Origin of the sequence: Pseudomonas sp. NIBRBAC000502773 (genome assembly GCF_006517195.1) — a bacterium.
GTDB classification, from domain to species: domain Bacteria; phylum Pseudomonadota; class Gammaproteobacteria; order Pseudomonadales; family Pseudomonadaceae; genus Aquipseudomonas; species Aquipseudomonas marginalis.
The window spans coordinates 2,350,560-2,372,931 of sequence record NZ_CP041189.1; the positions used below are offsets into that span (position 1 = coordinate 2,350,560).

19 protein-coding genes and 2 tRNA genes are annotated in these 22,372 nt (G+C 57.6%); 1 reads left to right on the forward strand and 20 read right to left on the reverse strand.

Going from position 1 to position 22,372, the window contains the following annotated elements; all coding sequences use genetic code 11:
- Positions 1-195: 195 nt before the first annotated feature.
- From pnp to rlmE, 15 genes are all read right to left on the reverse strand, one after another.
- Positions 196-2,301 (reverse strand): polyribonucleotide nucleotidyltransferase, encoded by a 2,106-nt coding sequence (gene pnp, locus NIBR502773_RS10815; RefSeq protein WP_141156030.1) that lies wholly within the window; start codon positions 2,299-2,301, stop codon positions 196-198.
- 195 nt (positions 2,302-2,496) lie between these two features.
- The gene (gene rpsO, locus NIBR502773_RS10820) at positions 2,497-2,766 is read right to left on the reverse strand and encodes a 30S ribosomal protein S15 (protein WP_003176135.1); all 270 of its coding nucleotides are present in this window, start codon (positions 2,764-2,766) and stop codon (positions 2,497-2,499) included.
- Between the two features lie 115 nt (positions 2,767-2,881).
- Positions 2,882-3,799 (reverse strand): tRNA pseudouridine(55) synthase TruB, encoded by a 918-nt coding sequence (gene truB / locus NIBR502773_RS10825; RefSeq protein ID WP_027605370.1) that lies wholly within the window; start codon positions 3,797-3,799, stop codon positions 2,882-2,884.
- Positions 3,800-3,802: 3 nt separating this feature from the next.
- Positions 3,803-4,198, reverse strand: coding sequence for a 30S ribosome-binding factor RbfA (gene rbfA, locus NIBR502773_RS10830; RefSeq protein WP_003176137.1), 396 nt, complete (start codon positions 4,196-4,198; stop codon positions 3,803-3,805).
- Between the two features lie 159 nt (positions 4,199-4,357).
- Complete coding sequence (gene infB / locus NIBR502773_RS10835) at positions 4,358-6,886, reverse strand: translation initiation factor IF-2 (protein WP_141156031.1); 2,529 nt, start codon at positions 6,884-6,886, stop codon at positions 4,358-4,360.
- A gap of 27 nt (positions 6,887-6,913) precedes the next feature.
- Entirely contained in the window at positions 6,914-8,395 is a 1,482-nt protein-coding gene (gene nusA / locus NIBR502773_RS10840) for a transcription termination factor NusA (protein WP_003212187.1), read from the reverse strand.
- 47 nt (positions 8,396-8,442) lie between these two features.
- On the reverse strand, positions 8,443-8,901 hold the full coding sequence (gene rimP / locus NIBR502773_RS10845; protein WP_003235029.1) for a ribosome maturation factor RimP: 459 nt from the start codon (positions 8,899-8,901) through the stop codon (positions 8,443-8,445).
- 140 nt (positions 8,902-9,041) lie between these two features.
- Positions 9,042-9,118: transfer RNA gene (locus NIBR502773_RS10850), tRNA-Met, on the reverse strand.
- 96 nt (positions 9,119-9,214) lie between these two features.
- A tRNA-Leu gene (locus NIBR502773_RS10855) sits at positions 9,215-9,300 on the reverse strand.
- 22 nt (positions 9,301-9,322) lie between these two features.
- On the reverse strand, positions 9,323-9,706 hold the full coding sequence (gene secG / locus NIBR502773_RS10860; protein WP_141157837.1) for a preprotein translocase subunit SecG: 384 nt from the start codon (positions 9,704-9,706) through the stop codon (positions 9,323-9,325).
- A 4-nt stretch (positions 9,707-9,710) separates the two neighbouring features.
- Positions 9,711-10,466, reverse strand: coding sequence for a triose-phosphate isomerase (gene tpiA / locus NIBR502773_RS10865; protein WP_015885920.1), 756 nt, complete (start codon positions 10,464-10,466; stop codon positions 9,711-9,713).
- A 66-nt stretch (positions 10,467-10,532) separates the two neighbouring features.
- Positions 10,533-11,870 carry a phosphoglucosamine mutase gene (glmM, locus tag NIBR502773_RS10870; RefSeq protein ID WP_115487578.1) on the reverse strand — a complete coding sequence of 446 codons (1,338 nt, stop codon included), beginning with the start codon at positions 11,868-11,870 and terminating at the stop codon, positions 10,533-10,535.
- 16 nt (positions 11,871-11,886) lie between these two features.
- Positions 11,887-12,711, reverse strand: coding sequence for a dihydropteroate synthase (gene folP / locus NIBR502773_RS10875; protein WP_141156032.1), 825 nt, complete (start codon positions 12,709-12,711; stop codon positions 11,887-11,889).
- 34 nt (positions 12,712-12,745) lie between these two features.
- The gene (gene ftsH / locus NIBR502773_RS10880) at positions 12,746-14,656 is read right to left on the reverse strand and encodes an ATP-dependent zinc metalloprotease FtsH (protein WP_027605365.1); all 1,911 of its coding nucleotides are present in this window, start codon (positions 14,654-14,656) and stop codon (positions 12,746-12,748) included.
- A 200-nt stretch (positions 14,657-14,856) separates the two neighbouring features.
- Positions 14,857-15,507: a 23S rRNA (uridine(2552)-2'-O)-methyltransferase RlmE gene (gene rlmE / locus NIBR502773_RS10885; protein ID WP_015885924.1), complete on the reverse strand. Its 651-nt coding sequence runs from the start codon at positions 15,505-15,507 to the stop codon at positions 14,857-14,859.
- A 105-nt stretch (positions 15,508-15,612) separates the two neighbouring features.
- Here rlmE and NIBR502773_RS10890 point away from each other — a divergent pair, with 105 nt between their 5' ends.
- Entirely contained in the window at positions 15,613-15,921 is a 309-nt protein-coding gene (locus NIBR502773_RS10890; protein ID WP_017139256.1) for a YhbY family RNA-binding protein, read from the forward strand.
- Positions 15,922-15,930: 9 nt separating this feature from the next.
- Here NIBR502773_RS10890 and NIBR502773_RS10895 read toward each other — a convergent pair whose 3' ends face one another.
- The 5 genes from NIBR502773_RS10895 to dapB form a co-directional block, all read right to left on the reverse strand.
- Positions 15,931-16,335, reverse strand: a complete 405-nt coding sequence (locus NIBR502773_RS10895; protein WP_065938281.1) for an MFS transporter — start codon at positions 16,333-16,335, stop codon at positions 15,931-15,933.
- 28 nt (positions 16,336-16,363) lie between these two features.
- Complete coding sequence (greA, locus tag NIBR502773_RS10900) at positions 16,364-16,840, reverse strand: transcription elongation factor GreA (RefSeq protein WP_115487576.1); 477 nt, start codon at positions 16,838-16,840, stop codon at positions 16,364-16,366.
- Entirely contained in the window at positions 16,837-20,058 is a 3,222-nt protein-coding gene (gene carB / locus NIBR502773_RS10905; RefSeq protein ID WP_141156033.1) for a carbamoyl-phosphate synthase large subunit, read from the reverse strand. Before carB ends, greA begins: the two co-directional genes overlap by 4 nt.
- A gap of 104 nt (positions 20,059-20,162) precedes the next feature.
- The gene (carA, locus tag NIBR502773_RS10910; protein ID WP_141156034.1) at positions 20,163-21,299 is read right to left on the reverse strand and encodes a glutamine-hydrolyzing carbamoyl-phosphate synthase small subunit; all 1,137 of its coding nucleotides are present in this window, start codon (positions 21,297-21,299) and stop codon (positions 20,163-20,165) included.
- 259 nt (positions 21,300-21,558) lie between these two features.
- Positions 21,559-22,365 (reverse strand): 4-hydroxy-tetrahydrodipicolinate reductase, encoded by an 807-nt coding sequence (gene dapB, locus NIBR502773_RS10915; RefSeq protein ID WP_065938283.1) that lies wholly within the window; start codon positions 22,363-22,365, stop codon positions 21,559-21,561.
- Positions 22,366-22,372 lie beyond the last annotated feature (7 nt).

The window sequence follows — 22,372 nt, forward strand, 5'->3', positions numbered from 1 at the left end:
GATTAAATCGTTAAAAATCATATACTTATAAAAACACTCGAATTTCGGAATCGTGCAACTTGCATGAACGCCATCGTGCCTGCGTGCAAGTTGCGGCTTTTGCGATTTACTAAGCGTCTGATTTTTCGGCATTTTCCTTCAGGCGTAAAAAAAGGACTCCGAAGAGTCCTTTTTTTCAGCGTGAGCCTAGGGTAATTAAACGCCCGAAGCCTTGGCTGCTGCTACGTCCTTGATGGACAGCTTGATACGGCCGCGGTTGTCCACGTCCAGTACCAGCACTTCCACTTCCTGGCCTTCTTTCAGAATGTCGGTCACTTTCTCAACGCGAGCGTCGCTCAGCATGGAGATGTGAACCAGACCATCTTTGCCTGGCAGGATATTGACGAATGCGCCGAAGTCGACGATGCGCTCAACCTTACCGACGTAGATCTTGCCGATCTCGGCTTCAGCGGTGATGCCCAGGACGCGTTGACGCGCAGCTTCTGCAGCTTCCTTGGTTTCGCCGAAGATCTTGATCGAGCCGTCGTCTTCGATGTCGATCGAAGCCTTGGTCTCTTCACAGATCGCACGAATGGTCGCGCCGCCTTTACCGATAACATCACGGATTTTGTCGGTGTCGATTTTCATCGCGATCATGGTCGGAGCATTTTCCGACAGTTCGGTACGGGACTGACCAATGATCTGGTTCATCTGACCGAGGATGTTCAGGCGCGCTTCCAGGGCTTGGCCCAGGGCGATTTCCATGATTTCTTCGGTGATGCCCTTGATCTTGATGTCCATCTGCAGCGCGGTAACACCTTTGGCGGTACCGGCTACTTTGAAGTCCATATCGCCCAAGTGGTCTTCGTCACCCAGGATGTCGGTCAGGATGGCGAACTTCTCGCCTTCTTTAACCAGGCCCATGGCGATACCGGCAACCGGCGCCTTCATCGGCACACCCGCGTCCATCAGCGCCAGGGAAGCACCGCAGACCGAAGCCATGGAGCTGGAACCGTTGGACTCGGTGATTTCCGACACCACACGGATGGTGTACGGGAACACGTCAGCAGCAGGCAGCATGGCCTGGACCGAGCGACGGGCCAGACGGCCGTGACCGATTTCGCGACGACCAGCGCCACCCATGCGACCACACTCGCCCACCGAGAACGGCGGGAAGTTGTAGTGCAGCATGAACGGGTCTTTTTTCTCGCCTTCCAGGGTGTCCAGCAGCTGTGCGTCACGGGCAGTACCCAGGGTCGCAACGACCAGTGCCTGGGTTTCACCACGGGTGAACAGTGCCGAACCGTGAGTCTTCGGCAGAACGCCGACTTCGATGTTCAGCGGACGAACGGTGCGGGTGTCGCGGCCATCGATACGAGGCTTGCCGTTAACGATGTTTTCGCGAACGGTGCGGTATTCGATTTCACCGAAGGCTGCTTTGACTTCGCTGGAAGAAGGCTGGCCTTCTTCGCCGGACAGCTTGGCAACAACCTGGTCCTTCAGCTCACCCAGGCGAGCGTAACGGTCGGCCTTGACGGTGATGGTGTAGGCGTCGGAGATCGCAGTGCCGAACTCGGAGCGGATAGCGCCCAGCAGTTCGGTGGCTTCGTCTTGCGGAGCCCAGGCCCAGGTCGGCTTGGCAGCTTCGGCAGCCAGTTCTTTAACAGCGTTGATCACAACCTGGAACTCGTCGTGAGCAAACAGTACTGCACCCAGCATCTGGTCTTCGGTCAGCTCTTTGGCTTCCGATTCAACCATCAATACGGCTTCCGACGTACCGGCAACGACCATGTCCAGGCTCGATGCTTTCAGTTGCTCGTAAGTCGGGTTCAGCAGGTAACCGGTGCTTTCGTGGAAAGCAACGCGGGCTGCGCCGATCGGGCCATCGAAAGGAATACCGGAGATGGCCAGGGCTGCCGAAGTACCGATCATCGCAGCGACGTCAGGATCGGTTTTCTTGCTGGTGGAAACGACGGTGCAGACAACCTGCACTTCGTTCATGAAGCCTTCTGGGAACAGCGGACGGATCGGACGGTCGATCAGTCGGGAAGTCAGGGTTTCTTTCTCGGAAGGACGGCCTTCGCGCTTGAAGAAACCGCCAGGGATCTTACCGGCAGCGTAAGTCTTTTCCTGGTAGTGAACGGAAAGAGGGAAGAAGCCTTTGCTTGGGTCGGCGTGCTTGGCGCCAACAACGGTCACCAATACGGTAACGTCGTCGTCAACGGTAACCAGCACTGCGCCGGAGGCTTGACGGGCAATACGGCCTGTCTCGAGGGTAACGGTCGACTGACCGAACTGGAATTTTTTGATAACCGGGTTCACGGTGTCCTACCTTCTTTGTGGCTCTTGGGGAACTTGTCTTCTTGCGAAATTCTTGGGCAATGTCGGGAATCGGCCCAACCCTTGTCCAGGGGTAAAACGTGTATCCAGATAAAACTTGAGGCTGGGAGCCTACCATGGGCCAGCGGGAATCCCACTGACACACGGCAGACAACCAACCTCTAGCGCAATCGCTGATTAGCGACGCAGACCCAGGCGACCGATCAGAGCCTGATAACGACCCAGATCCTTGCCTTTCAGGTAGTCCAGCAGCTTACGGCGCTGGTTTACCATGCGGATCAGACCACGACGGGAGTGGTGATCTTTACCGTTGGCCTTGAAGTGACCTTGCAGCTTGTTGATGTTGTGGGTCAGCAGTGCAACTTGCACTTCTGGCGAACCAGTGTCACCAACAGCTTGCTGGTAGTCAGCTACGATTTGTGCTTTTTCTTGAACGTCGAGAGCCATGAGGCAATCCTTTTTTCAGGAAACCACCCAAAGGGCAGTTTCAACAGGCCAGGGACAAATCCCTGTATCTAAAAATGAGTGTTGACCGTGCCTGTTAACAGCCACACTCGTTCGGTCATTCTGACCGAATCAGTCGACGTGGCGCGATGCGCCCGTCTTCGCTCACTTCACCGATACCGATAAAGCGACCGTTATGATCCTGTACCCGCACCATGCCGAACTTCGGGGCATCCGGGGCGCGTACCGGCTGGCCGTTTAGCCAGTAGAACGCGCTATGTTCCGAAAAGTGCAGTAATGGCCAATCCAGCAAACCACTGTCCGACGGCATCAGGAAGCGATCAACCGCTTCGTTGCCACCTTCGGCGTGTACCGCCTCCAACTCTTCCAACGTGACCGTCTGGGCCAGGCTGAAAGGTCCGGCCTGGGTGCGTCGCAGTTCAGCTACATACGCGCCGCAACCGAGCTGTTCACCAATATCTTCCACCAGGGTACGGATATAAGTGCCTTTGCTACAGTCTACGGCCAAGCGTGCGGTGTCACCTTCACAGGCGAGCAATTCCAAGCGCGCAATAGTAACAGAACGCGGTTCGCGCTCCACTACTTCGCCCGCACGTGCAAGCTTGTAAAGGGGCTGCCCATCACGCTTGAGCGCCGAGTACATCGGCGGTATCTGACTGATTTGCCCACGAAAAGCAGGTAAAGCAGCTTCGATATCAGCACGACCAACGGTCACGTCGCGAACCTGCAAAACATCACCTTCGGCGTCTGCCGTGGTGGTGGTCTTGCCCAGTTGCATCAGGGTTTCGTAACCCTTGTCGGAATCGAGCAGGTATTGCGAGAACTTGGTGGCCTCGCCAAAGCACAACGGCAGTACACCGGTGGCCAGGGGATCGAGGCTGCCGGTGTGTCCGGCCTTCTCGGCATTGAGCAACCAGCGGACCTTCTGCAACGCGGCATTGGAGGTAAAGCCAATCGGCTTGTCGAGCAGAATGATGCCGCTGACGTTGCGACGGATACGTTTGACCTGAGCCACCGCTTACTCCTTGGCGTCTTCAGGTGTGGATGGGTGCTGGCTGTCTTCAGCCACGGCGCGCTCAATCAGTGCCGACAGGTGCGCGCCACGCACGACGCTTTCGTCGTAGTGGAAGTGCAACTGGGGCACGCTGCGCAGCTTCATTTCACGGGCCAACTGCATGCGCAGGAAACCTGCGGCCGAGTTGAGCACCTTGATGCTTTGCGCGATTTCTTCGCTGTTGTCCTGCCCCATCACGGTGATGAAGATCTTCGCGTGACCCACGTCACGGCTCACTTCAACAGCGGTGATGGTGACCAGGCCAACGCGGGGGTCTTTGACTTCGCGACGGATCAGTTGGGCCAGCTCACGCTGCATCTGATCGCCGATACGCTGGGTACGGCTGTATTCTTTTGCCATGTCTTGTTACCTGTTACTGCCACACGGTGAAACCCATGGGGTCTGAAAGCGGCAAACGCCCGGCCTGACAAAAGCCAGACCGGGCGTTGCGTTTAGAGTCCGCACGCTGCGCGGGGCATTTGCATGCCCACACGCGGCGTGGCTCCTGAAGTGCGCGAGTTAGAGGCTGCGAGCAACCTGAACCTTCTCGTAGACTTCGATCTTGTCGCCAGCCTTGACGTCGTTATAGCTCTTGACGCCGATACCGCATTCCATGCCGGCACGCACTTCGGAAGCGTCATCCTTGAAGCGGCGCAGGGATTCCAGCTCGCCTTCGAAGATAACGATGTCTTCACGCAGTACACGGATTGGACGGTTACGGTACACGGTACCTTCGATAACCATGCAACCGGCGATCGCACCGAATTTCGGCGAGCGGAACACATCACGTACTTCGGCGACACCCAGGATGTTCTCCCGGACGTCACTGCCAAGCATGCCGGTGAGGGCTTTCTTGACGTCTTCGATGATGTCGTAGATGACGTTGTAGTAACGCATGTCCAGGCCTTCCTGCTCGACGATCTTGCGAGCGCCAGCATCGGCACGCACGTTGAAGCCGAACAGTACAGCGTTGGAAGCCAGTGCCAGGTTGGCGTCGGACTCGGTAATACCACCGACACCGCCACCCACAACACGCACTTGCACTTCGTCGTTACCCAGGCCATTCAAGGCGCCGTTCAACGCTTCGAGGGAACCACGAACGTCAGACTTGAGGACGATGTTAAGCGTCTTCTTCTCGGCCTGGCCCATGTTCTCGAAGATGTTTTCCAGCTTGCCGGCATGCGCGCGAGCCAGTTTGACTTCACGGAACTTGCCTTGACGGAACAGAGCCACTTCACGGGCTTTCTTCTCGTCAGACAGCACGCTCATCTCGTCGCCAGCGTCCGGAGTACCGTCCAGGCCGAGGATCTCGACAGGGATGGAAGGACCGGCTTCCTTGATTGGCTTGCCGTTCTCGTCGAGCATGGCACGTACACGGCCATAGTTCGAACCGACCAGTACCATGTCGCCTTGACGCAGGGTACCGTCTTGAACCAGTACGGTTGCAACCGGGCCACGACCTTTGTCGAGACGCGACTCAACCACAACACCACGACCTGGGGCAGATGGGGTTGCTTTCAGTTCAAGTACTTCAGCTTGCAGCAGGACAGCTTCGAGCAGTTCGTCAACGCCAGTACCGACTTTCGCCGAAACCGAAACGAACGGCGTATCACCGCCCCACTCTTCAGACGTCACGCCATGAACCGACAGTTCGCTACGTATGCGATCGAGATCGGCGCCCGGCTTGTCGATCTTGTTCACGGCAACAACCAGAGGAACACCAGCGGCTTTAGCGTGCTGGACAGCTTCAATGGTCTGCGGCATCACGCCGTCGTCCGCTGCAACGACCAGAATCACGATGTCAGTCGCCTTGGCACCACGGGCACGCATTGCGGTAAACGCGGCGTGACCTGGGGTGTCGAGGAAGGTGACCATGCCGCGCTCGGTTTCAACGTGGTACGCACCGATGTGCTGGGTGATACCACCGGCTTCGCCAGCAGCTACCTTGGCACGACGGATGTAGTCGAGCAGCGAAGTCTTACCATGGTCAACGTGGCCCATTACGGTCACGACTGGCGCACGGGAGAACGTTTCGCCTTCAAACTTCAGGGACTCTGCCAGGGAATCTTCCAGGGCGGTGTCGCTGACCAGGGTCACTTTGTGGCCCAGTTCTTCGGCTACCAGTTGAGCAGTTTCCTGATCAAGCACCTGGTTGATGGTCGCTGGAGTACCCAGTTTGAACATGAACTTGATGATTTCAGCAGCCTTGACCGACATCTGGTTGGCAAGATCGCCAACCGTGATGGTCTCGCCGATCTGCACATCACGCACGACAGGGCCGGTTGGGCTCTGGAAACCGTGGGCGTTGCGTTTCTTCAGCTTGGCCTTGCCGCGACCACCACGACGGAAGCCATCGCTTTCTTCGTCGGTAGTCCGTGGAGCAACGCGTGGAGCAGGCGCTTTCTCTTTGACCGAAGCACGATGCGGAGCGTTTTTGCGCTCGCCATCGCCACCACCACCGCGACGATTGTTATCGTCGGCACGTGGTTTATCCGGACGACGAGGTTCTTCGCGCTTGCGGGCATCGGCAGCAGGTGCTGGTGCAGCGGCAACCGGAGCGGCCTCACGCACAGCGTCTACAGGAGCGCCAGGCGCGGCTACCGCTTCAGTGGAAGCCGTTTGCGCAGCAGCAGCAGGCTGACGACGCGCTTCTTCTTCGGCGCGACGCTTGGCTTCTTCTTCAGCCTTCTGACGTGCAGCATTTTCTACTGCGCGACGTTCTTCCAGTTCGCGTTTGCGCTCGGCTTCGATTTCTTCCGGGCTGCGCTGTACGAAGACTTTCTTCTTGCGTACTTCAACGCTGATGCTCTTGCTACCGGCAACCCGCAGGGTGCTGGTGGTTTTGCGCTGCAATGTAATCTTGCGCGGTTCTTCCACTTTCGCCTTGTGGCTGCTCTTCAAGTGAGTCAGCAAAGACTGCTTCTCACTATCGCTCACACCTTCATCGGCGGCGGTGTGCGGCAGACCTGCCTCACGCATCTGCTGCAACAGGCGCTCTACCGGTGTTTTGACCTCATCGGCCAGTTGTTTCACCGTGACTTGCGTCATGCACTTCTCTCCTCAGGCCGCGCCTAATTACTCGAACCAATGGGCTCGGGCGGCCATGATCAACTTGCCGGCACGATCATCGTCAATGCCGTCGATGTCGAGCAGATCGTCAATAGACTGCTCGGCCAGGTCTTCGCGGGTAATTACGCCGCGCACCGCCAGTTCCATCGCCAAATCCTTGTCCATACCCTCAAGCGAGAGCAGGTCTTCGGCCGGATGGGCGTCTGCCAGCTTTTCCTCAGTAGCGATGGCTTTAGTCAACAAACGATCCTTGGCCCGAGCGCGAAGCTCGTTGACGGTGTCTTCGTCAAAGCCGTCGATGTTGAGCATTTCTTCCAACGGTACGTAGGCAATCTCTTCCAGGCTGGTGAAGCCTTCATCTACCAGCACCTGCGCCAGGTCTTCGTCGACTTCCAACTCGTCGATGAAGTTGCGCAGGATGTCACCGGTTTCAGCTTGCTGCTTAGCCTGGATGTCCGATTCGGTCATTACGTTCAGGGTCCAGCCGGTCAACTGGCTGGCCAGACGCACGTTCTGACCACCACGACCAATGGCCTGGGCCAGATTGTCTGCGCCAACGGCGATGTCCATTGCATGGGCATCTTCGTCAACGATAATTGCCGCCACTTCAGCCGGCGACATGGCATTGATCACGAACTGCGCCGGGTTATCGTCCCAGAGGACGATGTCCACACGCTCACCACCCAATTCGCCCGACACTGCCTGGACGCGCGAACCGCGCATACCGATGCAAGCGCCTTGCGGGTCGATGCGTTTGTCCTTGGAGCGGACCGCGATCTTGGCACGCGAACCCGGGTCGCGGGACGCAGCCATGACTTCGATCAGGCCTTCGGCAATTTCCGGCACCTCGATACGGAACAGCTCAATCAGCATTTCCGGCGCAGTACGCGACAGGATCAACTGAGGGCCACGGTTCTCGGTGCGGATTTCCTTGAGCAGCGCACGCAAACGCACGCCAACACGGAAGGTTTCGCGGGAGATGATGTCTTCGCGGGCCAGCAACGCTTCAGCGTTGTTGCCCAGGTCGACGATCACATTGTCGCGGGTAACTTTTTTCACGGTGCCGGAGATGATTTCCCCCAGACGCTCGCGATAGGCATCAACGACTTGAGCGCGCTCGGCTTCGCGAACCTTCTGCACGATGACCTGCTTGGCGGTCTGTGCAGCAATGCGGCCGAACTCGATGGACTCGATCTTTTCTTCAACGACATCACCGACCTGGGCACCTGGGTGCGTTTCAGCAACCTTGCTTGGCCAGGTTTCGATGGCCGGATCATCAAGATCGGCCTCTTCGACGACCGTCCAGCGACGGAAAGTCTCATAGGCACCGGTGTGGCGGTTGATTTCCACACGCAGATCAACTTCGTCTTCAAAACGCTTTTTGGTAGCAGTGGCCAGGGCCAGCTCCAACGCTTCAAAAATCACGTTTGCCGGTACGCCCTTTTCATTGGATACCGACTCAACAACCAGCAGTACTTCTTTGCTCATCGTACGCCTCGCCTTTCGCAAGCCATTGGATCCGCGGGATCCGCGTCTCAGTCAAAACTGGGAATAATGTTGGCCTTGTCGATCATATCGATCGGCAACAGGAACTCATGGTCTTCTACCTGCACCACGACATCCTGTTCTTCTACACCGCGCAGAAGGCCCTGAAAGTTGCGACGCCCTTCGAACGGGGATCGCAGCTTGATCTTCACTTGTTCACCGGCAAATTTTGCAAACTGATCAATAGTGAACAGTGGGCGTTCCATGCCTGGCGAGGAAACTTCGAGGGTGTACTCAACGGAGATAGGATCTTCAACATCCAGAACACCGCTGATCTGACGGCTGACAATGGCACAATCGTCCACCAGCACGCCGCCCTCTTTATCGATATAAACGCGCAACATTGAGTGGCGACCTTGAGCCGAAAACTCAATACCCCAGCATTCATAGCCTAGGGCCACGACCACCGGGGCCAACAAGGCCTGCAACTCTTCTAGCTTGCTCGACACCTGAACCCCCTCGTGCATGTATGTGCATGCTGTGCAAAATAAAAAAATGGGCGAAACGCCCATCCTTGAAACGCCGTCGAACAGCGGCGTTGAAAGTGTCCAGCTAACAAAAAGCCCCTTAAAAGGGGCTCCGCTAAAACTGGTTGCGGGGGCCGGATTTGAACCGACGACCTTCGGGTTATGAGCCCGACGAGCTACCAGACTGCTCCACCCCGCGACAAAGCTGGGGCGGAAGTATACGACCGATCCCTTACAGGGTCAATGTAACCTTCCACCTACAAGAAAGCCCGCAACAGCGGGCTCTCCTGATAATTGGTACCGAGAAGGGGACTCGAACCCCTACACCCTATGGGCACAACCACCTCAAGGTTGCGTGTCTACCAATTCCACCACCTCGGCAATACAGCGTTTACAACCCTTCTTACTTCTGCTCTTGAGCTGGAGGTACGTCAGTCGCTGGAGTAGCCGACTTTTGCTCTTGAAGCACCGGGACATCATCAGAAGCCGGTTTTGCCTTTGGTACTTCCAACATTGCTGGGTTTGGCAAACCTACTTGAGTCAGCACATGAGCTTTCTCTTTAGCAAAGTAACCTAACCCTAAGCTGGTTATGAAGAAACCGGCGGCAAGTATAGCAGTAAACTTACTAAGAAAGGTAGAGGAACCTTGGCTTCCGAACACAGTATTTGAAGCACCTGCACCGAAAGACGCACCAGCATCCGCACCTTTACCCTGTTGCAACAAAACCAGGGCAACTACGCCCAGGGCAGCCAACAGATGAAAAACGACTACGACTGTTTCCAGCATTTTTTCAGTTTCCCGCGGCGCGACAAATCGCACCGAACTCATCTGCATTCAGGGAAGCCCCACCAATGAGCCCCCCATCGATATCCGGCATGCCGAACAGTTCGACCGCATTGGCCGCCTTCACGCTGCCGCCGTATAGAAGCCGCACACCTTGTGCGACTTCAGAATTCTCTGCCGCCAACTGAGCGCGAATGGCTGCATGCACATCCTGCGCCTGTTGCGGTGTAGCAGTCAGCCCGGTACCAATGGCCCAGACCGGCTCGTAAGCAATTACCGCCTTTGCGAACGCACCAACACCCAGCTCCTCGATGATGCTGCCAAGCTGACGCGAGACAACCTCAAGGGTCTTGCCCGATTCACGCTGCTCAAGGGTCTCCCCAATACACAACACCGGAATCAAGCCACAAGCCTGTGCCGCTGCGAACTTGCGATTGAGTGTCCCATCACGCTCGCCCATCATCTGACGGCGCTCGGAGTGCCCGACAAGCACATAGGAACAACCCGCATCAACCAGCTGACTCGGTGCAATCTCACCGGTCAACGCACCTTGCATGGCTTCCACCGCAGAGTTCTGCGCGCCGACCTGAATCGACTTACCTTTCAAGCCATCCACCACTTGGGTGATATGCAAGCAAGGCGGGAACACCGCGATATCAACACCGCTAGGCAAAGCCAAGTGACGAAGGCCATTGATCAGCTCAGCGACACTGGCGCGGGTACCGTGCATCTTCCAGTTACCAGCTACCATAGTGCGACGCATGCTGTACCTCGTCGGTCAAAGTGGGCGCAGATGTTACCCAACCACATCATCACTGGCAAGCCGAATTCAGGCGCAAACTTCAGTTACCAGTTTTGCCAGGTCTTCGGCATGGCCGCGAACCTGTATTTCGTCGTCACCTTCGACCATGACGCGCACCAAAGGCTCTGTGCCGGACTTGCGTAGCAATACCCGTCCACGACCAGCCATTGCCAGGGTCGCGCGCTCGCAAGCCTCTTTGACAGCAGGGTGCTCGATCGGATTTTCCCCACCTGCGAAACGCACGTTCAGCAATACTTGCGGGCATTTGCGCAAAGCCTGACGCGCCTGGGCCAGGCTCTCTTCGCGGCGACGCAAAGCCAATAGCACCTGCAACGCCGCAATAATCGCGTCGCCGGTGGTGGTGTGCTGGAAGCACACCACGTGCCCGGAGTTCTCACCACCTACCTGCCAGTTACGCTCCAGCAGCTCGGCGATCACATACCGGTCACCGACGTTGGCGCGAACAAAAGGAATACCCAGGTCTGCCAGCGCCAGCTCAAGCCCCAGGTTGCTCATCAGCGTACCGACGACACCGCCTTGCAGCTTGTTACGCTCATGCAGGTCGCGGGCAATGATGAACAACAGATCATCGCCGTCCACCACTGCACCGGTATGGTCAACCATCAGCACGCGGTCGCCGTCACCGTCGAAGGCAATCCCAAGGTCGGCGTGCTCGGCCAGGACTGCGGCCTGCAACTGCTCCATATGAGTGGAGCCGCAGTTTTCGTTGATATTCAATCCGTTGGGCTGAGCCGACAGAACCGTCACGTCTGCACCAAGTTCCCTGAATACACTTGGCGCGACTTTGTAGGTCGCACCATGGGCACAGTCGACAACAATCTTAAGGCCGGCAAAATTGGTACTGGTTGGCACACTGCTCTTGCAGAACTCGATATAACGACCGGACGCATCATTGATGCGCGACACCTTGCCCAGCTTACTGGACTCGACCACGGTCATCGGCGCATCCAACAGCTCTTCGATCATCAGCTCAATCTCATCCGGCAACTTGGTGCCCTGACCGGAGAAGAACTTGATGCCGTTGTCGTCATGTGGATTGTGCGAAGCACTGATCACAATACCGGCCTCAGCGTGAAAGGTACGCGTCAGGTATGCAATCGCGGGCGTCGGCATTGGCCCCAGCAACATCACATCGGCGCCTGCGGCGGATAAGCCGGCCTCAAGCGCTGATTCAAACATGTACCCTGAAATTCGGGTGTCCTTGCCCACCAGGATGCGGCATGCCCCCATGCTGCGGAACGCCATGCCCGCCGCCCATCCAAGCTTGAGCATGAAATCAGGAGTAATCGGAAACTCGCCGACCCGACCACGGATACCGTCGGTGCCAAAGTATTTTTTAGTCATAAGTGCTCCATCATTCTTATTCGGCTGATTCCACAGCTGCAATCATGCGTACCACATCCACGGTCTCAGCAACGTCATGCACACGCAAGATGCGCGCACCCTTGGTCACCGCGAGCGCCGCCAGTGCAAGACCGCCGTACAACCGCTCACCCACCGGACGGCTCAATGCCAGCCCTATCATGCTCTTGCGCGAAACACCGACCAACAGGGGCCGACCAAGGGCATGCAAGGACTCCATGTGTTTGAACAAACTCAAATTGTGTTGCAGGGTCTTGGCGAAACCAAACCCCGGATCAAGGATGATCCTTTCCGGCGCAATACCTACCGCAGCGCATTGGGCAACGCGCTCGGAGAGAAAACCACTCACCTCACCCACCAGATCATCATAGTGCGGGCTGTCCTGCATATTGCCGGGCTCACCCAGCATATGCATCAAACACACCGGCAAACCGGTAGCTGCAGCTGCATCCAGGGCTCCGTCGCGCCGCAGGGACCGCACATCGTTGATCAAGCCGGCACCCAAGCGCGCAGTCTCACGCATCACGGCCGGGGTGGAGGTATCAACCGAAATGATCACATCCAACTCTCGAGCGATGCGCTCGACAATCGGCGCCACGCGCTCCAACTCCTCCAGAGGAGAAACTGCGCGAGCACCAGGCCGAGTCGATTCACCACCGACATCAATCAAGGTCGCGCCGGCCACCACCATGGCTTCTGCGTGACGCAACGCAGCATCAAGCTGGCTGAAGCGGCCACCATCGGAAAAGGAGTCAGGGGTTACATTAAGAATGCCCATGACATGCGTATGGGCCAAATCAAGAACCCGGTTGCCGCAAGGCAACCGGGGGAGGACGGAGCAAAAGTCATTTCAAACCTTAATGATCAGCTGCCGGGCCACCAATTGGGGTTTCAGGGCGTTCGTTCTGAACCACAGGCGGGGTGCCCGAAGTACCCGAGCCACCTTCCCAATCACGAGGCTCACGAGGTGCCCGACCGGCCATAATGTCGTCGATCTGGTCTGCGTCGATGGTCTCGTACTTCATCAGTGCATCAGCCATTGCATCAAGCTTGTCGCGATTATCGGTCAGGATCTGCTTGGCAGTGCCGTAGCACTGGTCAATGATACTGCGCACTTCAGAGTCGATCAGCTTGGCTGTCTCACCGGAGAAACTGGCGTTTTGACCACCGCCGCCACGCCCCAGGAATACTTCACCTTCTTCTTCGGCATACATCAAAGGACCAAGTTTTTCCGACAAACCCCACTTGGTCACCATGTTCCGCGCAATCTGGCTGGCGCGCATGATGTCGTTGGAAGCCCCCGTGGTCACACCATCGAAGCCCAAGGTCATCTCTTCAGCAATTCGACCGCCGTACAGCGAGCAGATCTGACTGATCAGCGCACGCTTGGAGAGGCTGTAACGATCCTCTTCCGGCAGGAACATGGTGACACCCAAGGCGCGACCCCGAGGAATGATCGACACTTTGTAGACCGGGTCATGCTCAGGCACGACGCGCCCCACAATGGCGTGACCCGCTTCGTGATAAGCAGTGTTCTGCTTCTCTTTTTCGGACATGACCATGGATTTGCGCTCAGCGCCCATCATGATCTTGTCTTTCGCCAGCTCGAACTCTTTCATTTCAACGATGCGCTTGCCGGTACGGGCTGCAAACAACGAAGCCTCGTTCACCAGGTTGGCCAGGTCAGCACCCGAGAACCCTGGGGTACCACGGGCAATCACAGCCGGTGCAACGTCGTCGCCCATCGGCACTTTGCGCATGTGCACTTTCAGGATTTGTTCGCGCCCACGGATGTCCGGCAGGCCAACCACCACCTGGCGGTCAAAGCGGCCTGGACGCAGCAGCGCAGGATCCAGCACGTCCGGACGGTTGGTTGCCGCGATGACGATGATGCCGTCATTCATCTCGAAACCATCCATCTCGACCAGCAACTGGTTGAGGGTCTGCTCACGCTCATCATGACCACCGCCCATGCCAGCACCACGATGGCGACCAACGGCGTCGATTTCATCGATGAAGATGATGCATGGCGCATGCTTCTTGGCCTGCTCGAACATGTCGCGAACGCGGCTCGCACCGACACCGACGAACATTTCAACGAAGTCAGAACCGGAAATGGTGAAGAACGGTACCTTGGCTTCGCCGGCAATCGCCTTGGCCAGCAAGGTTTTACCGGTACCTGGAGGGCCGACCATCAGCACGCCGCGAGGAATACGGCCACCCAGGCGCTGGAATTTGCCTGGATCGCGCAAGAACTCAACCAGCTCGCCGACCTCCTCCTTGGCTTCATCGCAACCCGCTACGTCAGCCAGGGTGGTCTTCACCTGATCTTCAGAGAGCAGGCGCGCCTTGCTCTTGCCAAAGCTCATCGGCCCGCCCTTGCCTCCCGCACCGCCTTGCATCTGGCGCATGAAGAACATGAACACGGCAATGATCACCAGGATCGGGAAGCTTGCCACCAGGAGTTGAGTCCAGATGCTCTGCTGCTCAGGCTGCTTGCCTTCGACAACCACGTGGTTATCCACCAGGTCGCCGATCAGACCATTGTCCTGAATTGCCGGACGAATGGTCTTGAAGCTATCGCCATCGTTGCGTTTGCCGGTGATCACGTAGCCATCAACCGCTACGCGCTCGACCTTGCCATCCTTAACTTGCTGGATGAAGTCGGAATAGTTGAGGGTCTGCGGCTCGTTAGGGCTGGAGAAGTTGTTCATCACCGTCACGAGGACAGCCGCGATGATCAACCACAGGATCAGATTCTTTGCCATATCGTTCAATTAACTACCCTCTGAAGCAAGCTCCGCTACTGGCGCGCGCTTCGCATGATATTCACCGGCCTAACTTACTACATTACCTACAACTCTGGCAGGCGCCGTCTGTAACCCTTTGTGAAACTTTGACTACACAATATTCGTAAAGCTTCGTGACGAAAGCGATATAAAAAAACCTATCGCCCTCCTCGAATTCCTCAAAAACGCTCTTCACTCGCCGCGCCTTCGACACCACGGAAGCCGCGGCACAGCAGGTATTGCTCCCTGGACCGGTCCCGGGAAGAGTCCGGTTTACGCGTCTGCACCTTGTCGAACAACTTGCGGATGTTCTTGTGGTACTCGTCGAAACCCTCGCCCTGGAACACCTTCACCAGGAAATCGCCACCGGGACGCAACACCCGACCCGCCAAATCCAGCGCCAATTCGCAAAGGAACATGGCCCGCGGCATATCAACGGCCGGTAATCCACTCATATTGGGGGCCATGTCGGAAATCACAAGGTCTACCTGCGAATTTCCCACAGCCTCGAGGATCTGGGCCAGCACGGTGTCCTGGGTAAAGTCTCCATGAACAAAGGTCACGTCCGGGATACTGTCCATTTCCAGGATGTCGGAAGCGATCAAGCGGCCTTGACCACCAATCAGACGACTGGTCACCTGGGACCAGCCACCAGGGGCCGCGCCAAGGTCGATAACGCTCATGCCAGGACGAATCAACTTGTCCTTATCCTGGATCTCCAACAGCTTGTAGCTGGCCCGGGAACGATAGCCATCCTTTTGCGCCTTTTTGACGTAAGGATCGTTGAAATGCTCTTGCAGCCACTTAAGGCTAGTTTTGGAACGGGCCACGGGCCACCTCGAAAATAAAACGGGTCGTGATTAACTGGGCGGTCCCGGACTCGCTCGGGTAAACTGGCCGCCGCTTTTTACAAGATCAGACGCAGGGGTCAGATTATGCCGCTCACTCAAGAGCAGAAGAAACAGTACAAATCCATTGGCCACCATCTGAAACCAGTTCTGATTGTGGCAGACAACGGTTTGACTGAAGGTGTGTTAGCCGAACTTGAACGCGCATTGGGCGATCACGAACTGATCAAGATCAAGGTCAACATCCTTGACCGCGAGGCGCGCCTGGCCGCCATTGCAGAACTGTGCAAGGTTGGCAAGGCGGACCTGGTTCAGGTCATCGGCAAGATGGCGCTGCTGTATCGCAAGAACTTCAGCGTCAACAAGCAACTGTCGAACGTACACCGCTTCAAGTAATACAAAGGGTCACGGGCGTGCTTCGCGCGCCCCGCCACTCCATCCCGGAGCAGGCTGTATAACCAGCACCAGGCCGGAGAACCCTAGCACAAGATAGCTGAATAGCTGCCAGCGCAACGCTTCCGGCAGCCAGACATGCACAATGCAGTACATTGCACACGCATACAGCGCCATCAACAGCAGTTGGCCGCGAATATCCCGCCACAGACTCTCCAAGCCTTCAGCCTTGACCAGCACCAATGCCTGAAGTGCTACGCACGCCGCCGCGAAACCCACCAGCAGCGCACTCAATAATCCATCGATTTCATCAATCAGCAACGGAGCCAGGCCAATCAGGCCCAGCACCGGCAATACACCAAGATGTAACAACCACAGGCCGCCCACCCAAAGCATCTGGGCAAGCTGCCAGAGCATGGCACCCGCACGAAGCGGGCGCCGCCTTTCAGACGTGACGAACTTCAACAATCTCGTACTCGATCACACCGCCTGGCGTTTTGACAGACACCACATCACCCTCTTCCTTGGCGATCAAGGCACGGGCCAGTGGTGAGCCGACGGAGATCTTGCCGAGCTTGAAGTCAGCCTCGTCCTCTCCCACGATGTGGTAGACCACGCTCTCGTCAGTCTCAACGTTGGCGATCTCCACGGTGGTGCCGAAAATCACCTTGCCAGTGTGGGGAATAGTCGTGACGTCGATGATCACCGCATTCTGCAAACGGCCTTCGATGTCACGGATCCGCGCCTCGACCATACCCTGCTGCTCACGAGCAGCGTGGTATTCGGCGTTTTCCTTCAAGTCACCCAGCTCGCGGGCCGTACCGATGTCCTGGCTCAGCTTTGGACGTACGACCTTGGTCAGATGGGCGTGCTCCTCTTCCAGGGCCTTGGCGCCCTGGACGGTCATTGGGTATTTGATCATGCCTTCAATCCTGCGTGTAGATCCTGCAAGCGACGCACGGTCTTTTCCGGACCGAACTTGAGCGCTTCGCAGATAGCTTCGCCAGCAGCAATAGTGGTGGTGCAGTAGATCTTGTGCTGCAAGGCATTACGGCGAATGGAGTAGGAATCCGCGATCGACTGGCGACCTTCGGTGGTGTTGATGATCAGCGTGACTTCGTCATTCTTGATCATGTCGACCACATGCGGACGGCCTTCCGTCACCTTGTTCACGCGGCGCACTTTCAAGCCGGCCGCTTCGATCAGCTTGGCGGTCCCGGCAGTTGCCACGATTTCAAAACCCAAGTTGATCAGATCACGGGCCACGCCTGCAACCAGCGGCTTGTCATCATCACGCACACTGATAAACGCAGTACCGCCGGTCGGCAGCACTTCGCTGGCGCCCATCTGGGCCTTGGCGAACGCTTCACCGAAGGTGTCGCCCACGCCCATCACTTCACCGGTGGACTTCATCTCCGGGCCCAGGATCGGGTCCACACCAGGGAATTTGGCAAATGGGAACACTGCCTCTTTCACACTGTAGAAGTTCGGAATGATTTCCTTGGTGAAGCCAATTTCCTTCAGGGTCTTACCCGCCATCACACGCGCAGCGATCATGGCCAGGGACACGCCGATGCACTTGGAAACGAACGGCACGGTACGCGAAGCACGCGGGTTGACTTCAATGACGTAGATGTCTTCGCCCTGCAGCGCCAACTGTACGTTCATCAGGCCGACAACACCCAACTCCAAGGCCATTTTCTTGACCTGCTCGCGCATCTCGTCCTGGATATGTGCAGGCAACGAATACGGCGGCAGCGAGCACGCGGAGTCACCGGAGTGAACGCCCGCCTGCTCGATGTGCTGCATGATCGCGCCGATGACCACGTCGGTACCGTCGCAAACCGCATCCACGTCCATTTCGATGGCGCAGTTGAGGAAGTGGTCCAGCAGCACCGGGCTGTCGTTGGACACTTTTACCGCATCACGCAGGTAACGCTTGAGCTCTTCTTCTTCGTAGACGATTTCCATCGCCCGGCCGCCCAGTACGTAGGACGGACGCACCACCAGCGGGTAGCCGATCTTGCTGGCAGCACGGATGGCCTCGTCTTCGCTGCGCACGGTAGCGTTTGGCGGCTGACGCAGGTTCAGGCGCTCAACCATTTGCTGGAAGCGCTCACGGTCTTCGGCACGGTCGATGGCGTCAGGGCTCGTGCCGATGATTGGCACGCCGGCAGCCTCAAGGGCACGCGCCAGTTTCAGCGGGGTCTGGCCGCCGTACTGGACGATCACGCCTTTGGGCTTCTCGACGCGACAGATTTCCAACACGTCTTCCAACGTTACCGGCTCGAAGTACAGGCGGTCGGAAGTGTCGTAGTCAGTGGAAACAGTTTCCGGGTTGCAGTTGACCATGATGGTCTCGTACCCGTCTTCGCGCAGCGCGAGGGCGGCGTGTACGCAGCAATAGTCGAATTCGATACCCTGGCCGATACGGTTCGGACCACCGCCCAGGATGATAATCTTGTCGCGGCCCGACGGCGCAGCCTCGCACTCTTCCTCGTAGGTGGAGTACAGGTACGCAGTGTCGGTGGCGAACTCGGCGGCACAGGTGTCAACGCGCTTGTAGACCGGGAAGATCTCCAGCTTGTGGCGATGCGTGCGCAGGTTCTTCTCGGTCACACCCAGCAGCTTGGCCAGGCGCTGGTCGGAGAAGCCTTTGCGCTTGAGGCGGAACATCATGTCGCGGTCGATGCTGGCCAGCCCCAGGGTCTTGACCTTCTCTTCTTCCTTGATCAGGTCTTCGATCTGCACCAGGAACCACGGATCGATCATGTTCATGCCGAAGACGTCTTCGACAGTCATGCCGGCGCGGAAGGCATCAGCCACATACCAGATACGCTCGGCGCCCGGCACGGTCAGCTCGCGCTTGAGGATGCTCATGCTTTCCGGATTGCTCAGGTCGAGCTTCTCGTCCAGGCCGCAAACGCCCACTTCCAGGCCTCGCAGGGCTTTCTGCAGGGATTCCTGGAACGTCCTACCGATGGCCATGACCTCACCCACCGACTTCATCTGAGTGGTCAGGCGCGCGTCGGCCTTGGCGAACTTCTCGAAGGCAAAGCGTGGCAGCTTGGTCACGACATAGTCGATGGACGGTTCGAAGGACGCCGGCGTAGCGCCGCCCGTGATTTCGTTTTGCAGCTCGTCCAGGGTGTAACCGATAGCCAGCTTGGCGGCGATACGCGCAATCGGGAAGCCGGTCGCTTTCGATGCCAGCGCCGAAGAACGCGATACACGCGGGTTCATCTCGATCACGACCATGCGGCCTGTGTCCGGGCAGATGCCGAACTGAACGTTGGAGCCACCGGTTTCAACGCCGATCTCACGCAATACCGCCAACGAGGCGTTACGCATGATCTGGTATTCCTTGTCCGTCAGGGTCTGCGCCGGAGCAACGGTGATCGAGTCACCGGTGTGCACACCCATCGGGTCGAAGTTTTCGATGGAGCAGACGATGATGCAATTGTCCTTTTTGTCGCGGACAACCTCCATCTCATACTCTTTCCAGCCAATCAGGGATTCGTCGATCAGCAGCTCTTTGGTCGGAGACAGATCCAGGCCACGGGCGCAGATTTCTTCGAACTCTTCACGGTTGTAGGCAATGCCACCACCGGTGCCGCCCATGGTGAAGGACGGACGGATAATGCACGGGAAGCCGAGCTTTTCGAGAACTGCGTTGGCCTCCTCCATGCTATGGGCGATACCGGAGCGCGGGCAGTCAAGGCCGATGGACTTCATGGCCTTGTCGAAGCGCGAACGGTCTTCAGCCTTGTCGATGGTGTCGGCGTTGGCGCCGATCATCTCTACGCCGAATTTTTCCAGGACGCCTTCGCGCTCCAGGTCCAGGGCGCAGTTCAATGCAGTCTGGCCGCCCATGGTCGGCAGCAGTGCGTCCGGACGCTCTTTCTCGATGATCTTGGCAACCGTCTGCCACTTGATCGGCTCGATGTAGGTAGCGTCGGCCATGTCCGGATCGGTCATGATGGTGGCCGGGTTGGAGTTCACCAGGATGACGCGGTAACCCTCTTCGCGCAGGGCTTTACAGGCCTGGGCGCCGGAGTAGTCGAATTCGCAGGCCTGGCCGATAACGATCGGGCCAGCGCCGAGAATCAGGATGCTTTTTATGTCTGTACGTTTTGGCATGGGTTTGTCACTCAAATCCGCAGGTCAGTCGGCAAGCCGTCTTGAACAATCTTCGAAGAGCCTACGGGGGCCACCGAGGTAGGGGCCGCCCGCGGGCCGCTCAGTCAGCGTCGCTTGGCCATCTCATTGATGAAACGGTCGAACAGCGGCGCTACGTCGTTCGGGCCCGGGCTTGCTTCAGGGTGGCCCTGGAAGCTGAACGCGCTCTTGTCAGTACGTTCGATACCCTGCAGGGAACCGTCGAACAACGACTTGTGAATCGCGCGGACATTGCTCGGCAAGGTCGCTTCATCCACCGCAAAACCGTGGTTCTGGCTGGTGATCATCACAACGCCGGTGTCCAGGTCTTGCACGGGGTGGTTGGCGCCGTGATGACCATGACCCATTTTCAGGGTCTTGGCGCCGGAGGCCAGCGCCAGCAGTTGGTGACCGAGGCAGATACCAAATACCGGAATGTCGGTTTCCAGCACTTCCTTGATGGCCTGGATGGCGTAGTCACAAGGCTCCGGATCACCCGGGCCGTTGGACAGGAACACGCCGTCAGGTTGCAGGGCCAGCACGTCGCTGGCAGGCGTTTGCGCCGGCACCACGGTCACGCGGCACCCACGCTCGACCAGCATACGTAGGATGTTGTACTTGACGCCGTAGTCGTATGCGACCACGTGATACGGCAGGTCAGCCGCTTCGATAGTCTCGTGGCTGTCGGTCTTCAAGTCCCAGACGGTGGAGCGCCACTCGTACTGCTCCTTGGTGCTGACGACTTTCGCCAGGTCCATGCCTTTCAGGCCAGGGAAGCCTTGCGCTGCTGCAATTGCCGCAGCTTCGGAAATATTGTCACCGACCATGATGCAGCCGTTCTGCGAGCCCTTTTCACGCAAGATGCGCGTCAGGCGGCGCGTATCGATACCGGCGATCGCCACAACGTTGTTGGCTTTCAGGTAATCGGACAGCGACATCGTGTTACGCCAGTTGCTCGCAACCAGTGGCAGATCACGAATGACCAGACCCGCCGACCAGACACGATCAGACTCAACGTCTTCCGGCGTAGTACCGGTATTGCCGATGTGCGGATAGGTCAGGGTAACGATCTGTTGGGCGTAGGAAGGATCGGTAAGGATTTCCTGATAGCCGGTCATGGCGGTGTTAAACACCACCTCTCCAACGGTTTGACCGTCGGCTCCAATGGCTTCGCCGCGAAAAATGCTGCCATCAGCAAGGGCGAGTATGGCTGGCTTAGTCAAGAAGACCTCCCGTAAATAAAGCCTGAAAGGGCGATCGCAGGTTGTAAAAAAGCGGAGTGACGTATGGACACGTCACCCCGCTTCTTCACTGAATTATTCTGCGCGCTTTTAGTGGACACACTAAAGCTGTAGCTTACAGAAAAAGGCTTTTTTGGTCCACCGCTAATGAGCCTTAAAGGCAGGAGAATGCGACAGGACGTCGCTTAGCGGGTAAAAACGGGGCCTTAGGATAATCCTGAGGCCCCGTTTTAGCTACTGATTAGTGCAGATCCAACACATCGCGCATGTCGTACAGACCAGGCTCGCGACCTTCCAACCACAACGCGGCACGCACCGCGCCTTTGGCGAATGTCATACGGCTGGAAGCCTTGTGCGTGATTTCCAGGCGTTCACCCTCGGTAGCAAACAATACCGTGTGATCGCCCACCACATCACCGCCGCGGACAGTCGCAAAACCAATGGTGTCACGTGCACGCGCACCGGTATGCCCTTCTCGACCGTAAACCGCCACCTTGGACAGGTCACGCCCTAGCGCGTCGGCAATAGCCTCACCCATGCGCAGTGCGGTACCCGACGGCGCATCGATCTTGTGGCGGTGATGCGTCTCGATAATCTCGATATCCGCCTCATCCCCCAGCACCCGCGCCGCCATGTCCAGCAACTTGAGCGACAGATTCACGCCGACACTGAAGTTGGCTGCAAAGACGACGGGAATATCCTTACCCGCCTCCTCAAGCAACTGCTTCTGTTGCGCAGTCAACCCCGTGGTGCCGATCACCATCGCCTTGCCCGCCTTGCGGCAGAACGCGAGGTTTTTCAGCATCACTTCCGGCAGGGTGAAGTCGATCAGCACATCGAACTCGTCAGCCACCTGCTCCAGGCTGCCTGACAAGGAGACACCGATACGCCCCAGCGAAGCCAACTCACCCGCATCCGCACCGATCAACGTGCTACCGGGACGCACAATCGCCGCGGTCAGCCCAGAGGCCGGGGAGCGCTGCTGCACCGCCTCGACCAGCGTCTTGCCCATGCGCCCGGCAGCGCCCATTACGGCTATACGTCGCATACTCACT